Source organism: Flavobacterium sp. (assembly GCF_032153895.1).
GTDB lineage: Bacteria > Bacteroidota > Bacteroidia > Flavobacteriales > Flavobacteriaceae > Flavobacterium.
This window is the reverse complement of the sequence record NZ_JALDYN010000001.1, coordinates 12,359-28,092: the sequence shown is the minus strand read 5'-3', so window position 1 is coordinate 28,092 and position 15,734 is coordinate 12,359. Positions and strand designations below refer to the sequence as shown.

The 15,734-nt window shown below is 38.3% G+C and carries 15 protein-coding genes; 11 read left to right on the top strand and 4 right to left on the bottom strand.

The window, feature by feature from the left end:
- Nucleotides 1–47: 47 nt before the first annotated feature.
- Together RUH60_RS00125 and RUH60_RS00120 are read right to left on the bottom strand one after the other, a co-directional pair.
- A complete protein-coding gene (locus RUH60_RS00125; RefSeq protein ID WP_313803564.1) occupies nucleotides 48–620 on the bottom strand; it encodes an adenylate kinase in 573 nt (190 codons plus the stop codon).
- Between the two features lie 34 nt (nucleotides 621–654).
- Nucleotides 655–1,185, bottom strand: coding sequence for a phosphoribosyltransferase (locus RUH60_RS00120; protein ID WP_313803561.1), 531 nt, complete (start codon nucleotides 1,183–1,185; stop codon nucleotides 655–657).
- A gap of 117 nt (nucleotides 1,186–1,302) precedes the next feature.
- Here RUH60_RS00120 and RUH60_RS00115 point away from each other — a divergent pair, with 117 nt between their 5' ends.
- The 9 genes from RUH60_RS00115 (at nucleotide 1,303) to RUH60_RS00075 (ending at nucleotide 9,403) form a co-directional block, all read left to right on the top strand.
- Nucleotides 1,303–1,836, top strand: a complete 534-nt coding sequence (locus RUH60_RS00115; protein ID WP_313803558.1) for a hypothetical protein — start codon at nucleotides 1,303–1,305, stop codon at nucleotides 1,834–1,836.
- A gap of 82 nt (nucleotides 1,837–1,918) precedes the next feature.
- Nucleotides 1,919–3,070 carry a 5-(carboxyamino)imidazole ribonucleotide synthase gene (locus tag RUH60_RS00110; RefSeq protein ID WP_313803556.1) on the top strand — a complete coding sequence of 384 codons (1,152 nt, stop codon included), beginning with the start codon at nucleotides 1,919–1,921 and terminating at the stop codon, nucleotides 3,068–3,070.
- A gap of 85 nt (nucleotides 3,071–3,155) precedes the next feature.
- On the top strand, nucleotides 3,156–3,641 hold the full coding sequence (gene purE, locus RUH60_RS00105) for a 5-(carboxyamino)imidazole ribonucleotide mutase (protein WP_313803553.1): 486 nt from the start codon (nucleotides 3,156–3,158) through the stop codon (nucleotides 3,639–3,641).
- Between the two features lie 172 nt (nucleotides 3,642–3,813).
- Nucleotides 3,814–5,841 (top strand): M3 family metallopeptidase, encoded by a 2,028-nt coding sequence (locus RUH60_RS00100; protein ID WP_313803550.1) that lies wholly within the window; start codon nucleotides 3,814–3,816, stop codon nucleotides 5,839–5,841.
- Between the two features lie 91 nt (nucleotides 5,842–5,932).
- The gene (locus RUH60_RS00095; protein ID WP_313803547.1) at nucleotides 5,933–6,436 is read left to right on the top strand and encodes a GbsR/MarR family transcriptional regulator; all 504 of its coding nucleotides are present in this window, start codon (nucleotides 5,933–5,935) and stop codon (nucleotides 6,434–6,436) included.
- Between the two features lie 73 nt (nucleotides 6,437–6,509).
- Nucleotides 6,510–7,223 (top strand): DUF2071 domain-containing protein, encoded by a 714-nt coding sequence (locus tag RUH60_RS00090; protein WP_313803544.1) that lies wholly within the window; start codon nucleotides 6,510–6,512, stop codon nucleotides 7,221–7,223.
- The gene (locus RUH60_RS00085; protein WP_313803541.1) at nucleotides 7,220–8,038 is read left to right on the top strand and encodes a hypothetical protein; all 819 of its coding nucleotides are present in this window, start codon (nucleotides 7,220–7,222) and stop codon (nucleotides 8,036–8,038) included. Before RUH60_RS00090 ends, RUH60_RS00085 begins: the two co-directional genes overlap by 4 nt.
- A gap of 5 nt (nucleotides 8,039–8,043) precedes the next feature.
- On the top strand, nucleotides 8,044–8,955 hold the full coding sequence (locus tag RUH60_RS00080; RefSeq protein WP_313803538.1) for a TIGR01777 family oxidoreductase: 912 nt from the start codon (nucleotides 8,044–8,046) through the stop codon (nucleotides 8,953–8,955).
- Nucleotides 8,948–9,403, top strand: coding sequence for an SRPBCC family protein (locus tag RUH60_RS00075; protein WP_313803535.1), 456 nt, complete (start codon nucleotides 8,948–8,950; stop codon nucleotides 9,401–9,403). Before RUH60_RS00080 ends, RUH60_RS00075 begins: the two co-directional genes overlap by 8 nt.
- Here the strand turns inward: RUH60_RS00075 and RUH60_RS00070 are convergent.
- The gene (locus tag RUH60_RS00070) at nucleotides 9,383–10,198 is read right to left on the bottom strand and encodes a hypothetical protein (RefSeq protein WP_313803532.1); all 816 of its coding nucleotides are present in this window, start codon (nucleotides 10,196–10,198) and stop codon (nucleotides 9,383–9,385) included. The genes RUH60_RS00075 and RUH60_RS00070 overlap by 21 nt on opposite strands.
- Before the next feature lie 181 nt (nucleotides 10,199–10,379).
- Between RUH60_RS00070 and gcvP the strand changes: the two genes are divergently transcribed.
- Together gcvP and RUH60_RS00060 are read left to right on the top strand one after the other, a co-directional pair.
- A complete protein-coding gene (gene gcvP, locus RUH60_RS00065) occupies nucleotides 10,380–13,229 on the top strand; it encodes an aminomethyl-transferring glycine dehydrogenase (RefSeq protein ID WP_313803529.1) in 2,850 nt (949 codons plus the stop codon).
- Between the two features lie 571 nt (nucleotides 13,230–13,800).
- Nucleotides 13,801–14,859: a ketoacyl-ACP synthase III gene (locus RUH60_RS00060; RefSeq protein ID WP_313803526.1), complete on the top strand. Its 1,059-nt coding sequence runs from the start codon at nucleotides 13,801–13,803 to the stop codon at nucleotides 14,857–14,859.
- A 284-nt stretch (nucleotides 14,860–15,143) separates the two neighbouring features.
- Here the strand turns inward: RUH60_RS00060 and RUH60_RS00055 are convergent, their stop codons facing one another.
- Nucleotides 15,144–15,638 (bottom strand): hypothetical protein, encoded by a 495-nt coding sequence (locus RUH60_RS00055; RefSeq protein WP_313803523.1) that lies wholly within the window; start codon nucleotides 15,636–15,638, stop codon nucleotides 15,144–15,146.
- Nucleotides 15,639–15,734: the final 96 nt, after the last annotated feature.

Sequence of the window (15,734 nt, the reverse complement as noted above, 5' to 3'; positions counted from 1 at the left end):
AAAATCAGCAAGAAGATTATGACTATTTCCAAATTTTAGAATTTTAGTTATAATTTATCTATCACGTTACTCAAACGCTCTGTAATTTCGGCGATAGAACCAATACCGTTTACGGCATGGAATTTTTGTTGTGCTTTATAGTAATCCATTAACGGAGCCGTTTTTTCATTGTACTCCTGGTAACGGTTACGGATTTTTTCTTCGTCCTGATCGTCTGCGCGACCTGAGGTTTTTCCTCTTTCTAAAATTCGTTGTACCAAAACATTGTCATCGGCTTCCAGAGCAATGGTTGCGGTTACTTCCCAATTTTTACTTTTCAGGAACTCGTCCAAAGCATCTGCCTGTGCAATTGTTCTTGGGAATCCGTCAAACAAAAACCCTTTAGAATCCATGTTTTTCTCAACTTCGTCCTGCAACATTTTGATGGTCAGGCTATCAGGAACTAACTCTCCGTTTTCGATGTAACCTTTAGCTTCTTTCCCTAAAGCCGTATCATTTTTCATGTTGTAACGAAAAATATCACCGGTGGAAAGGTGTGTTAAATTGTATTTTTCTTTTAAAAATTCAGCTTGTGTTCCTTTTCCAGCGCCCGGTTTCCCGAACAAAACAATGTTAATCATTTTAAAATAGTATAGTATGTTGTTTATGTTTGATTTACTTTAACTGATAGACTTCTGGCAGATTTCTTCCCAACCCGTCATAATCGAGACCAAAACCTACAATGAAACGGTTTTCAATTTCGATACCAATATAATCAATTTTGATGTCTTTTTTATACGCTTCGGGTTTTAAAAATAAGGTTGCGAATTTTAATTGCTTCAGCTTTTTGTCCGAAAACAACTTGTGAAGTTCTTCTATCGTATTTCCGGTATCCACAATATCTTCAATAACCACAACAGTTCGTCCGGTCAAGTCTTGATTCAAACCGATTAATTGTTTCACTTCATGCGTAGTTTCCATACCGTCATACGAAGCCATTTTGATAAAACTGACTTCACACGGTTTTTTATAATGTTTCATAAAATCGGAAACCACCATGAAAGCGCCATTCAAAACACCAACAAATACAGGAGTTTCTTCGCCCATATCATCCGCTACCTGTTTAGCCATTTGGGCAATAGCCCAATCCAATTCTTCAGCCGAAATGAAAGGAACAAAGTGTTTGTCGTGAAGTTGAATCTCCATAGTTACTTTATAGAATAATTGGCAAAGATAATTATTTTTAGTTATGTGTTATGAATTATAAATTGCGAATTATTACTGTTTTTCATCTATTTTAGTCCTCACAACCGATTAACAAAAATGAGTAAGAGTTTTACCGAACAATTAAGTCTAATCAATGCCAGCACCGAGAACCGCAACCGAATGCGCGATTTTGTTTTACAAAACCCTGAATTTTTGGATGATCTAATCACCTTCGGAACCGATTTAACCAACAAAAACCATCATAAAGGCGTTTGGATAATTGAAATGTTAGCCGAACATCAAACTGAGTTACTTGCTCCTTTTGTAGACAAAATCTGCCAAACCATTTCCAATTACAAAAATGATTCGGCAATTCGAGGCATTTCAAGAGTTGCTTATTTTCTGGGGATTTCAAAAAACATCAATTTAACAGAAAGTCAGCACGAGAAACTGGTTGAAATCTGCCTAGACTGGCTCATTCGCGATGAACGTGTTGCCTGCAAAGTCTATGCTATGAAAACTTTACATCATTTCGGTAAAAAAGAACCTTGGATTGCTGAAGAAGTTAAAGATATCGTCAGCCGAGATTACGCCTATCAATCTGCTGGATACAAAGCTGCAGCTCGTGAAGTTTTAGGAAAATCAAAATAATCACAATCCGTTAACATTATCAATTATTCATTGTTAATTATCAATTGAATAGTATCTTTGCACTCAAACAACAACACACATAATGAATTATTTTTCTTCCGATTTCAAACTGGGAATCTTAGGCGGTGGTCAATTAGGTAAAATGCTTTTGGCTGAAACCCGCAAATTCGACATCCAAACGTACGTTTTAGATCCTAGCAGCGAAGCACCTTGTCAATTTGGAGCTACCAAATTTTTTCGTGGTAATTTAATGGATTTTGAAACGGTGTATCAATTTGGAAAAATGGTTGATTTACTGACTATTGAAATCGAAAACGTGAATTTGGATGCACTAGATGTTTTGGAAGAAGAAGGCTTGAAAGTCTATCCATCACCAAAGACTTTGCGTTTGATTCAGAACAAAGGCCGTCAGAAAGATTTTTATGTAGAAAACGAAATCCCAACATCGGCTCACCAACGTTTTGTAGGCATCAACGACTTAAAAAAATCAATAGAAAAAGACGAATTAGATTTTCCTTTTGTGTGGAAATGCGCTCAGTTTGGCTATGACGGAAACGGTGTGAAAATCGTTCGTTCCACTATGGATTTAATCGATTTACCAGAAGTAGAATGCATTGCCGAGCAAATGATTCCGTTTAAAAATGAATTGGCCGTTATTGTTTCGAGAAGCGTTTCCGGTGAAGTAAAAACCTATCCCGTTGTTGAGATGGAATTCCATCCGGAAGCCAATCAGGTAGAATATGTAATTTGTCCGGCGAGAATTGATGAAAATATAGCTGTAAAAGCGCAAAAAGTGGCTTTACAAGTATCCGAAGCTTTCAATCACATCGGATTATTAGCCGTAGAAATGTTTCAAACCGAAGACGATGAAATTTTGGTAAACGAAGTCGCACCACGTCCGCACAATTCAGGACATTACAGTATTGAAGCCAGTTATACTTCACAATTCGAACAACACATTCGCTCGATTTTAAATCTGCCTTTAGGCAATACCAACAGTAAAGTTGCCGGAATTATGGTAAATTTGGTAGGCGAAGAAGGTTTTTCAGGACAAGTGGTTTATGAGAATATCGAAAAAATCATGGCGATTGATGGCGTAACTCCTCATATTTACGGAAAAAGAGAAACGCGCCCGTTTAGAAAAATGGGACATGTTACGATAGTGAATGAAAACATGACCGAAGCCCGAAGAATTGCGGAAGAAGTAAAAAATAGCATTAGAGTAATTAGTTAAAAGTTATTATAAATGATGAATTATAAATTTTGAATGAAAAAGTAAAATCATTTATAATTTATAATTTATAATTCAAAATAGAACCATGAGCAAAGTAGCCATCGTAATGGGAAGTATTTCCGACATGCCAGTTATGCAGGAAGCCATCGACATATTAAAACAATTTGGAATTGAAACGGAAGTAGACATCGTTTCCGCACATAGAACTCCTGAAAAATTATTCGATTTCAGCAAAAATGCGCACAACAGAGGAATTTCTGTAATTATTGCGGGAGCCGGTGGTGCTGCCCATTTACCAGGTATGGTTGCCTCGATGAGTCCGCTACCTGTAATTGGTGTTCCGGTAAAATCAAGCAATTCGATTGACGGTTGGGATTCCGTTTTATCTATTTTACAGATGCCGGGCGGTGTTCCTGTTGCAACAGTAGCGTTAAACGGCGCCAAAAATGCAGGAATTTTAGCAGCACAAATCATCGGAAGTCACAATAAAACCATTTTGGACAAGATGGTCGAATACAAAGAAGGATTGAAACAAACGGTACTTACCGCAGCAGAAAACCTAAAGAAATAAAATAAGAAAAAGCGCTTTGTGGCTAGCGCTTTTTCGGGGTCCACATACTAATGGGTTACAATTAGTGTTGTGTATCGTAAAATTTTTAGAGTAAAAAAGAAAAGTCAGACTAATATCTTTATTAGTCAACTCGTCAAAATTATACTTTTTATCGTTAAACTGCAAATAAAAAATGAAAATTTTAACACATAAATTCAACACTAAACACAATACCGCGCCTTTTTCTCAAATTACTATATCTGATTACGTTCCGGCAATTCAGGAAGGAATCGCATTAACCCGTTCGGAAATCGATGCCATTGTTGCTAATGCTGATGAACCTACTTTTGAGAACACCATTGAAGCCTTAGAATTTGCAGGACAAACCCTAGACCGAATAACGAGTATCTTTTTTAATTTAAATTCGGCTGAAACTAGCGATGCCATGCAGAAAATCGCTCAGGAAGTTTCACCTTGGTTAACCGAATTAGGAAATGATATTTCACTGAACGAAGTGCTTTTTCAGAAAGTAAAATCGGTTTATGAGCAAAAAGACAATTTGAAACTTTCTACAGAACAAGCTACACTTTTAGATAAAAAATACAAAGGTTTTGCCCGAAACGGAGCTCTTTTGCCCGAAGATAAAAAAGCAAGACTTCGCGAAATCGATACCGAATTAGCCAAATTAAAACTAACGTTCGGTGAAAATGTATTAGCCGAAACCAATGCGTATCAATTGCACATCACAAACGAAGCTGATTTGAAAGGTCTTCCGGAAGGCACAATTGAAGCCGCTCATTCTTTAGCCAAAAGCCACGATAAAGACGGCTGGATTTTCACTTTGGACATTCCAAGTTACCAACCATTTGTAACCTATGCCGACAATCGCGAATTACGTAAAGAACTAGCGATTGCCTATGGTAAAAAAGCATTTCAAGACAACACTTTCAACAACGAAAACAACGTATTGAAAATTGCCAATTTACGTCATGAAAGAGCTAATTTGCTAGGTTATAAAACCCATGCCAATTTCGTATTGGAAGAGCGCATGGCACAAACTCCCGAAAAAGTAAAATCATTTTTGAATGATTTATTGGTTAAAGCCAAACCCGCAGCCAAAAGGGAATTCCAACAATTAACTTCTTTTGCTGAAAAACTTGACGGAATCAATCAATTGGAGAAATGGGATGGCGCTTATTATTCTGAAAAACTGCGTCAGGAATTATTCAATTTGGATGATGAAAAACTGAAACCGTATTTCAAATTACAAAATGTTCAGAATGGTGCTTTTGAAGTTGCTAAAAAATTATTCGGATTGAACTTTACCGAAGTTTTCGATATCGACAAGTATCATGAAGATGTTCATACTTTTGAAGTAACCGATGAAAAAGGAGAATTGGTTGCCATCTTCTACTCTGATTTCTTCCCGAGAAAAGGAAAACGAAACGGTGCCTGGATGACTTCTTTTAAACCACAATATGTAAAAGACGGTATGGACGAACGTCCGCATGTGTCGATTGTTTGTAATTTCACTAAACCGACAGAAACCAAACCTTCTTTACTGACGTTCAATGAGGTAACGACATTATTCCACGAATTCGGTCATGCTTTACACGGCATGTTAGCCAATACAACGTATCCAAGTTTATCCGGAACATCGGTTTACTGGGATTTTGTGGAATTGCCTAGTCAGGTGATGGAAAACTGGTGTTACGAACCGGAAGCTTTGGCTTTATTCGCCCATCATTATGAAACCAGAGAAGTTATTCCGCAGGAATATGTCGATAAAATAAAGGAAAGTGCCAGCTTTTTGGAAGGAATGGCAACCTTACGCCAATTAAGCTTCGGTTTATTGGATATGGATTTCCACGGAGCCGATCCATCCGAAATTACCAACGTTAAAGCTTTCGAGAAAAAATCGATGGAAAACACCGCTTTGTATCCGGATGTAGCGGAAAATTGTATGAGTGTTTCGTTCTCACACATCTTCCAAGGCGGTTATTCTTCAGGGTATTACAGCTATAAATGGGCGGAAGTTTTAGATGCCGATGCCTTTGCCTACTTTCAGGAAAAAGGAATCTTCAACAAAGAAGTGGCCGATAAATTTAAAGACAATGTCTTATCTCAAGGCGGAACCGACCAGCCGATGACGCTTTACAAAAAATTCCGCGGTCATGAACCACAACCGGAAGCGTTATTAAAACGTGCCGGATTGCTATAAAATCAAGAGCCGAAGTATTGCTTCGGTTTCTTTTTCAAATAAAGTTTCATTATTTTTTGAAAGTTTAGAAATTTTGTTATACATTTGACCTATGCAATTCAATGAAGCAAAAAATAAATTCGTTCAAACCTGGGGAGCATTAGGTTCGCAATGGGGCATCAACAAAACCATGGCGCAAATTCATGCCTTGTTAATGGTATCGCACGAACCGGTTTCTATGGAAGATATTATGGAAGAATTACAGATTTCTCGCGGAAACGCTTCCATGAATTTAAGAGCTTTAATGGATTGGGGTATCGTTTACAAAGAATTCAAAGCCGGAGAACGTCGCGAGTTTTTCACTGCTGAAAAGGATTTGGACGAATTGGCGGTAAAAATTTCTAAAGAGCGAAGCAAAAGAGAAATCAAACCTGCGCTTAAAGTTTTAAAAGAAGTTTCTTCCATCAACGCCAATGCAACAGCCGAAGAGAAACATTTTGTAGAGCAAACCGGTAAATTATATGATTTCGTTCTAAAAGCCGATAACGTTCTGGATAAAATCACCGAATACAAAGACAATTGGTTAGCACAATTGTTCATGAAATTTATGAAGTAACAATTCATATATTTTTTAATTAAAAGTTTCAATTTTTTCTGAAAGTTTAAAATAAACAATAAAATTAAAATCCATGACATTCTTAACGGCATATTGGAAAAACCTGATAATGGCAAATTACATTATCAACCCTGAATATCTTAAAAAATACATTCCTGCAGGTACTGAACTCGATTACTGGAACGGCAACTGTTACGTAAGTCTTGTCGGCTTTCTTTTTAATGACACTAAAGTTTTAGGCCTAAGCATTCCGAAACATAAAAATTTTGAAGAAGTAAATCTTCGGTTTTATGTCAAAAGATTTGAAAACGGAGAATGGAAGCGCGGTGTTGTTTTTATTAAAGAGATTGTTCCGAAAAGCGCAATAACCTTTGTAGCAAATACTTTTTATAAAGAAAATTACGAAACTCAGCCCATGACACATCAAAACAAATTACAAGCCGAAATATTTACAGTTGGTTATCAGTGGAGCAGTAAAGAAAACCTACACAGCCTTAAAGTAAACGCCTATGATTTCACAACAGAAATTGACACGGAAAGTGAGGCTGAATTCATCATGGAGCATTATTTCGGCTATACCAAATACAACGAAAACACAACTTATGAATATGAAGTTCAACATCCAAAATGGAAGCAATACCTGATCAAAAATCACAACATCAAAATTGATTTCGAAAAAGTATATGGGAATGATTTCGGATTTTTAAATGATGTAAAACCAGCATCTGTATTTCTTGCTGAAGGTTCTGAAATTAAAGTAAAAAACAAACGAAAACTGGTATTATGAAAACCCTCGAACACCAAACCATACTGTACGATGAAAACTGTCCGCTTTGTCAGGCTTACACTTCTACTTTTGTAAAAATAGGTATGTTAGATCAAAACGGAAGAAAACCATATTGCAACATTGATGAAACCGAAACGGACTTTATCGATATAGAAAGAGCTGCGAACGAAATTGCTTTGGTTGATTACAAAACAAAAACTGTTCGTTATGGCATTGAAAGCTTGCTCACCATCATAGGGCATTCTTTTCCGTTTGTTGCAAAAATTGGGCATTTAAAACCTATTAATTACGGTTTGAAAAAACTATATTCTTTCATTTCTTACAACAGAAAAGTGATTATGCCGAGCCCGGTTCAAGAGCCTCAAACTTTAAAATGCGAACCGACTTTCAATTTTACTTATCGTTACATCTATCTTTTCTTTGCCGTAATCGTAACAACATTGGTGCTTTTTGAATGTTCTAAATTATTACCACAACTACCACAAAGCAGCATTACCAGAGAATTTCTTCTCGCATCTGGACAAATCATTTTTCAAAGTGTATTTCTTATGCAAAGTGATAGCAAAAAAAGACTAAACTACTTGGGCAATATGATGACTGTTTCACTTTTCGGTTCACTACTTTTGCTTCCGATAATTATTGCTTCAAAATTCATTACACTAAGCAGTTGGTTGGTCCTCGCATGGTTCGGAATAACCGTTTTACTGATGCTGAAGGAACATTTGAGAAGAATTAAACTGCTTCAACTTCCTGTCTATTTAACCGCAACTTGGGTATTGTACCGAATGCTTGCATTACTAATCATTTTAAACTAACAACCATGAAACTCATCATCGCTGCCGGAACCGGATTCTTAGGAAATGTGCTTATCAATCATTTTCAAAATAAATTTGAAGAAATTATAGTGCTAACCCGAGGAAAATCCGAAATTAAGAAGAACATTAAATATGTACATTGGAACGCGAAAACCTTAACCGGTTGGGAAAAAGAATTGGAAAACGCCGATGTACTCATCAATCTGGCCGGTAAATCTGTGGATTGTCGCTACAATGAAGCTAACAAAAAGGAAATTCTGCTATCCAGAATCAAGAGTACTAAAATTCTGAACCAAGCTGTTTTGCAATGTGAAAATCCGCCGAAACACTGGCTGAATTCTTCCACCTCAACAATTTATCGTCATTCCGAAGACAAACAAATGGATGAATACACTGGCGAAATTGGCAATGATTTTTCGATGAATGTGGCTCAAAGCTGGGAAAAAGCCTTTTTCAAAACCGAAACGCCAAACACTAAGAAAACCGCTTTACGTACTTCTATCGTTTTGGGTAAAAAAGGCGGCGCTTTTCTTCCGTTAAAAAACTTAACCAAAGCAGGTTTTGGCGGAAAACAAGGCAACGGCAACCAATTTATCAGTTGGATTCACGAAGAAGATTTTGCCCGAGCAATAGCATTTGTCATCCAAAATGAAATCACAGGGAAAATTAATATCGTTTCTCCGGAACCAATTCGGAATAAAGATTTTATGAAAGCGTTACGAAAAGCGCTAAAAATTCCCTTCGGAACACCGATCGGGAAACGAATGCTCGAATTTGGTGCTAAAATCATCGGAACCGAAACCGAATTGGTTTTGAAAAGCCGAAATGTAATTCCGAAACGATTATTAGAAAATGGGTTTACCTTTGACCATCCTGAAATCAGCGAAACCTTTAAAAGCTTATTAAACAATGATTAAAATAGCATTAACCACAAGAATTAAAGCCAGTAAACAAACCGTTTTCGATTTAAGCCGAAATATTGACATACATGAGCAAAGCATGCAAGACTCCAACGAAAAAGCGGTTGGCGGCGTTACTTCCGGTCTGATAAACGAAGGTGAAACAGTTACTTTTAAAGGCAAACATTTCGGTTTTACGCTAAGCCATCAAAGTCTGATTACCGAAATGAGATTATACGATTCGTTTACCGATGTGATGCAAAAAGGACAATTCAAATCTTTCCAGCATGAGCATTTGTATCGTGAAGAAAACGGACAAACGTTGATGGTTGACCACATTCAGTACGAAGTCCCGTTTGGAATTTTCGGAACCCTTTTCAATCGGCTGATTTTAAAAAAATACTTGACCCGAATGATTGAAAAAAGAAATGCTTTCATTAAAAACCTAGCAGAACAACACCACTAACAACCACCAGAAAACAGGCACGCTTTCTACCCAAAACAAAGTGTAATATTGCGAACGCTTCGGGCTGGCGAAAAGCGTAAACAAAGCTAATACAAGTATCAGAATCAAGTTAATCCAAAGCTGAATTGTCTGAAAATCGGACTTCAAAAATTCCAGACAATAGAACGGAAGCAGTAAAAACCAATTCAGCATTTTCGTTTTTTGCACACCTAATTTCTGTGGAACGGTTTGCAGCGAAGCATCGTCGTGTTTTAAATCGATAATTTCAAAAATCAGAATCAGAATAATTACCAATAAAAAACGCTGGCAAAATTTCACCCAAACATCGTGAGACAAGGGCAAATCGGCATTTAGAATCGGTAAAAAAAGGGTAATTCCAGCCCAACAAAACGCTACTATATAAATCTTCACTCCTGCCCAGTTTCTCGCATTGCCAAGCTTCGGAAAAAAAGGCAACGTGTACAACATGGTCAACCCTAAAAAGGCAACCGCGATAACCTGAGTTATTCGCTCCAACAGAAAAAAACAATAGGCCGTTGCCAAGAGCGACACGAAACTTATCACCACAATTGCCTTGCGTTCGGTAGTCATTTTATGTTTTTTGGCACGTACCAGTTCATCGTACTTCACAAAATTGTAGCCCACAATGGTTCCGAAGAATGCGAACAACGCCATCGGTTCATCATAGTCGATATGAAAGAAATGAAACGTCATGCGCACCAAGGCATACACTGCCAGCGCTACGTGCACGCTTCCGTGTAAATACAGGTCGAATATCCGCTTGAGTAGTTGCATCCTTACAAAAGTACACAATATGTAAGGAAGTAGGTTTTTTGTTCACAAATTCCTCCAAAAATGGTATTAAAAAACGAAATTATTCGCCAATTAATAATTACTTTTGTGCGCATTAAAAACACAACTTAACCAATGTTTGCGGTTCTGCCTCAAACACTTATAACAAACAGTAAAGAAACTGATGAAAACAGATGCATTTGCTTTAAGACACATTGGCCCGAGAGAATCGGATTTACAACACATGTTCAAAACCGTTGGGGTGAAAGACATGACTCAATTGCTTTACGAAACATTCCCTGACGGAATCCGTTTGAAAAAAGATATCGAATTAGATCCAGCTATGACGGAATATGAGTACTACACGCATATTACGCAGTTGGGCGCAAAAAATAAAGTATTCAAATCGTACATCGGTTTAGGATACCACCCTGCTATTGTTCCACCGGTTATTCAGAGAAATATTTTCGAAAACCCAGGTTGGTATACGGCTTATACACCCTATCAGGCTGAAATTGCACAAGGTCGTTTAGAGGCGTTATTGAACTTCCAGACTACCATCATCGAATTAACGGGAATGGAAATTGCCAACGCTTCGTTATTGGATGAAGGAACAGCGGCTGCAGAAGCAATGACCTTACTTTTCGACGTAAGAACCCGCGATCAAAAGAAAAACAACGTGAGCAAATTCTTCGTTTCAGAAGAAATTTTACCGCAAACGTTATCGATTTTACAAACTCGTTCTACGCCATTAAACATTGAATTGGTTGTAGGTAACCACGAAACATTTGATTTCTCTGAAGATTTCTTCGGAGCGATTTTACAATATCCAGGTAAATACGGACAGGTTTTCGATTATGCAGGTTTCATCAACACCGCAAATTCGAAAGATATTAAAGTAGCCGTTGCTGCAGATATTTTATCATTAGCAAAATTAACTTCTCCGGGAGAATTAGGAGCGGCTGTTGTAGTGGGAACTACACAACGTTTTGGTATTCCAATGGGTTACGGTGGACCTCACGCAGGTTTCTTCGCTACTAAAGAAGAATACAAACGTTCGATGCCGGGACGTATCATCGGAGTTTCCATTGATGTGAACGGAAACCGCGCTTTGCGTATGGCCTTAGGAACTCGTGAGCAGCACATCAAACGTGAGAAAGCGACTTCTAACATTTGTACCGCTCAGGTATTGTTAGCGGTTATGGCGGGAATGTATGCAGTGTACCACGGTCCAAAAGGCTTACAGTACATTGCTGATAAAGTACACGCTTCTGCCGTGACTACGGCAAACGCCTTATCCATCATCGGAATCAACCAAGTAAACTCTGCTTTCTTCGATACAATTTTAGTAAAAGCTGATGCTGCTAAAGTAAGAGCTATCGCTGAGAAAAACGAAGTAAACTTCTTCTACCCGAACAGCGAAAGCGTTTCGATTTCTTTCAACGAGACGACTTCATTATCTGACATCAACACGATTGTTGCCATTTTCGCGGAAGCGGCTGGTAAATCAGCAGTGCATGTTTCGGAATTGACTTCGGAAGTTAAAATTCAGGAAAAATTAATCCGTACCTCATCGTTCTTACAACACGAGGTATTCAACAACCATCATTCTGAAAGCCAGTTGATGCGTTATATCAAAAAATTAGAGCGTAAAGACTTATCATTGAACCACTCTATGATTTCTTTAGGTTCTTGTACGATGAAATTGAACGCGGCGGCAGAAATGCTTCCTCTTTCAATGCCAAACTGGAACAGCATCCACCCGTTTGCTCCAGCTGACCAAGTTCAAGGGTATTTAACGATGTTGAAGAAATTAGAACAGCAGTTAAATGTTGTAACTGGTTTCAAAGGAACTTCGTTACAGCCAAACTCTGGTGCTCAGGGAGAATATGCAGGTTTAATGGCGATTCGCGCTTACCACATCTCAAGAGGTGAAGGACACAGAAACGTGTGTTTGATCCCTTCTTCGGCTCACGGAACCAATCCGGCTTCCGCAGCGATGGCTGGTATGAAAATCATCGTTACTAAAACTACTCCAGAAGGAAACATCGACGTAGAAGATTTAAGAGCAAGAGCTATCGAGCACAAAGACGATTTGTCTTGTTTGATGGTAACCTACCCTTCTACTCACGGGGTTTACGAGTCTTCAATCATTGAAATCACTAAACTGATCCACGATAACGGCGGATTAGTCTATATGGACGGTGCAAACATGAATGCCCAGGTAGGTTTAACAAACCCTGCTACGATTGGTGCTGATGTTTGTCACTTGAACTTACACAAAACCTTCGCCATTCCTCACGGTGGTGGTGGCCCTGGTGTTGGACCAATTTGTGTGAACGAGAAATTAGTTGACTTCCTACCTACTAACCCGGTTGTGGCTACAGGTGGTAAAGACGCTATCTCGGCTATCTCGGCTGCTCCTTATGGTTCGGCTTTGGTATGTTTGATTTCTTACGGTTATATTACCATGTTGGGTGCTGAAGGATTACGTTCGGCTACGGAGCATGCAATCTTAAACGCGAACTACATGAAAGCGCGTTTAGAAGAGCACTACCCGATTTTATATTCAGGAGAAATGGGACGTGCGGCTCACGAAATGATTTTAGATTGTCGTTCCTTCAAAGAAAACGGCATCGAAGTAGGTGATATTGCAAAACGTTTAATGGATTACGGTTTCCACGCACCAACTGTATCGTTCCCGGTAGCGGGTACGTTAATGGTTGAGCCAACTGAATCGGAAGATTTAGCGGAATTAGACCGTTTCTGTGACGCGATGATTGCCATCCGTAAAGAAATCTCGGCTGCAACAGCTGATGATACCAACAACCCATTGAAAAACGCGCCTCACACTTTAACCATGTTAACGGCTGATCGTTGGGACTTCCCTTATTCAAGAGAGAAAGCAGCATATCCGTTAGAGTATATTGCTGAGAATAAATTCTGGCCTACGGTGCGTCGTATTGACGATGCGTATGGGGATAGAAATTTGGTTTGTTCTTGTGCGCCGATTGAGGCTTATATTGAGAGTTAATAGTTCTTCTTTTATATTTAAAAGCCCTTTCTTGCGAAAGGGCTTTTTGTTTTTATGAATTCTAAAAGGGTGTATCGATTTTAAAAAGCTGTGCTTTTTAATTTTCCCTTTTCTTTTGTCTTGACACAAACCTTTAGGTTCAACGAATACCAAGACAAATATTATCTAAATGAGTTAAAAGAAACAAAAAGTCAAGACTTGGAACGCTACGCCTAAAAATTCAAAGCACTTCCTAAAATATCCGAACTCGCTTCGCTCAAACAGCGGATATTTCTTAACGGAAGTACTTTAAATTTTCTTAACGGCTTCGCGTCCCTAGGTCGGGGTGGTTTGATTCGCGTTCTTTTTTTATACAAATATGGCTCGCTATGGTAGCTGAGATGGTCCCTGAGCCTGTCGAAGGGCACTTTCCCTATTTTCCAAATTACACTATCCTCAAAAATTTAAGAAATAAAAACATTTTCAACAATTACACCTTATCAATAACAAGTATTCAATAAAAATAACTTTGCGGTAAACTTTTACCAACATTCGCTCGTTTTAATCGATAACTTCGTAAAAAACAATCGCTATGAATGTCAAAATAACAGGATCCGGAAGCTATATTCCGACAGAAGTCGTTACCAATAAAGATTTTGCCGAGCATGTTTTTCTAAACGATGACGGAACGCCTTTTCCATTACCCAATGAAGTGATAACCGAAAAATTTCATGACATCACCGGAATAATAGAACGTCGTTATGTTTCGGATGATTTATTGACTTCAGATATCGGAACCATAGCCGCTAAAAAAGCCATTGCAAATGCCAATATCGATCCTGAAACTTTAGACTATATCATTTTCGCCCACAACTTTGGCAATGTAAAACAGGGCGCCATTCAAACCGACATCCTACCAAGTTTAGCCACAAGAGTTAAATTCGATTTACGCATTAAAAACCCAAAATGTGTAGCCTACGATATGCTTTTCGGCTGTCCGGGTTGGGTGGAAGGCGTGATTCAGGCGCAAGCTTTCATTAAGGCCGGGATGGCAAAAAAATGTTTGGTGATTGGTGCGGAAACTTTATCCAGAGTGGTTGACATACATGACCGAGATTCTATGATTTATTCGGATGGAGCTGGTGCTACCATTATTGAAGCTATTGATGAAGAAGGTGGTATTTTAGCTCATGAAACCGCAACTTTTACTTATGATGAAGCTTATTATTTGTATTTCGGCAATTCCTTCAACAAAGAGTACGACCCCGATGTGCGTTATATCAAAATGCACGGCAGAAAAATATACGAGTTTGCGCTAAGTCAAGTTCCTAAAGCGATGGCATCCTGTTTAGACAAAAGCGGCATCAACATTTCAGAAGTTAAAAAGGTTTTGATTCATCAGGCGAATGAAAAAATGGACGAAGCGATTATTCAGCGGTTTTATAAAATCTACAAACAAACGCCTCCCGAAGGCATTATGCCCATGAGTATTCACGAACTGGGTAATTCTAGTGTTGCTACGGTTCCTACGCTTTACGATTTGATTGTGAAAGGTAAAATTGAGAATCAGAAGATTGCTAAAGGGGATGTGGTTTTGTTTGCTTCTGTGGGGTCTGGAATGAATGTTAATGCGATTGTGTATCGATACTAAATCTTATTTCTTTTCCTTATTGATGTTAAAATCTTTATTAGGACAATTATCTTATTGACTGATGTTCTTTTCTTTTGCCTTGATGCAAAAGAAACAAAAAATCAAGACTTGGAACGCTACGCCTAAAAATTCAAAGTACTTCCTAAAATATCCGAACTCGCTTCGCTCAGACAGCGGATATTTCTTAACGGAAGTACTTTAAATTTTCTTAACGGCTTCGCGTCCCTAGGTCGGGCGCTTTGATTCGTGTTTATTTGTGGTTGCACCTTTCCACTTCTCACCTCTCACTTTTCCAAAACACTTTTCATAATCTCAAGCATTGCTTTCTTACGTTGTAACTGCTCTAGTTTTTGTAGGCTATGTTTGTTTAAGGTTTTGGTTGCTCTGTGCTTTATGCTGGCGGCTAAATCGGTTTTTTCGTTTTGTTTTTCTAATAATGTGGCTACTTCCAGAGCGGCGATGCATTCGGTTCTTATGTTTTCGACTGTGGTGATTTCTTTTTCTGTTCTGTATAGCTTAAGCTGAAGGTCGAGGTATTCCAGTTTTGTTTTTTCTTGGGCTTTTTGCTGTTCTGCTTTTAGGAATTGTTGGATTGCTTTGGAAGGTTTTGCTTTATTAGTTTCTGTTATAAGGGCGCTTAATTGTTGCAAGGCAGCTAGTGGCAAATCGCGCTTACCGGATTTAAACATACCCCATTGGCTGGTTGGGATTCCTAGAAGCATTCCCATTTCTTCCTGTGTTAAGCCTAAAAGCGATTTTAAGGTTGCTGCGTTTTTCATTTGTGATTTATTTTGTTCTTTTTTGATTGAATCACAAATATTGTGATTGTTTTCGATTTAGCAAAATTTAATCACGGTTTTTGTGATTAAATTTTT

What these genes read in the sequence shown, in the direction of transcription:
- RUH60_RS00110 (WP_313803556.1), top strand. Translation starts at nt 1,919, where the DNA reads ATGAATTATTTTTCTTCCGATTTCAAACTGGGAATCTTAGGCGGTGGT.
- purE (WP_313803553.1), top strand. Translation starts at nt 3,156, where the DNA reads ATGAGCAAAGTAGCCATCGTAATGGGAAGTATTTCCGACATGCCAGTT.
- RUH60_RS00060 (WP_313803526.1), top strand. Translation starts at nt 13,801, where the DNA reads ATGAATGTCAAAATAACAGGATCCGGAAGCTATATTCCGACAGAAGTC.
- RUH60_RS00115 (WP_313803558.1), top strand. Translation starts at nt 1,303, where the DNA reads ATGAGTAAGAGTTTTACCGAACAATTAAGTCTAATCAATGCCAGCACC.
- RUH60_RS00090 (WP_313803544.1), top strand. Translation starts at nt 6,510, where the DNA reads ATGACATTCTTAACGGCATATTGGAAAAACCTGATAATGGCAAATTAC.
- RUH60_RS00075 (WP_313803535.1), top strand. Translation starts at nt 8,948, where the DNA reads ATGATTAAAATAGCATTAACCACAAGAATTAAAGCCAGTAAACAAACC.
- gcvP (WP_313803529.1), top strand. Translation starts at nt 10,380, where the DNA reads ATGAAAACAGATGCATTTGCTTTAAGACACATTGGCCCGAGAGAATCG.
- RUH60_RS00095 (WP_313803547.1), top strand. Translation starts at nt 5,933, where the DNA reads ATGCAATTCAATGAAGCAAAAAATAAATTCGTTCAAACCTGGGGAGCA.
- RUH60_RS00125 (WP_313803564.1), bottom strand. Translation starts at nt 620, where the DNA reads ATGATTAACATTGTTTTGTTCGGGAAACCGGGCGCTGGAAAAGGAACA.
- RUH60_RS00055 (WP_313803523.1), bottom strand. Translation starts at nt 15,638, where the DNA reads ATGAAAAACGCAGCAACCTTAAAATCGCTTTTAGGCTTAACACAGGAA.
- RUH60_RS00120 (WP_313803561.1), bottom strand. Translation starts at nt 1,185, where the DNA reads ATGGAGATTCAACTTCACGACAAACACTTTGTTCCTTTCATTTCGGCT.
- RUH60_RS00100 (WP_313803550.1), top strand. Translation starts at nt 3,814, where the DNA reads ATGAAAATTTTAACACATAAATTCAACACTAAACACAATACCGCGCCT.
- RUH60_RS00070 (WP_313803532.1), bottom strand. Translation starts at nt 10,198, where the DNA reads ATGCAACTACTCAAGCGGATATTCGACCTGTATTTACACGGAAGCGTG.
- RUH60_RS00080 (WP_313803538.1), top strand. Translation starts at nt 8,044, where the DNA reads ATGAAACTCATCATCGCTGCCGGAACCGGATTCTTAGGAAATGTGCTT.
- RUH60_RS00085 (WP_313803541.1), top strand. Translation starts at nt 7,220, where the DNA reads ATGAAAACCCTCGAACACCAAACCATACTGTACGATGAAAACTGTCCG.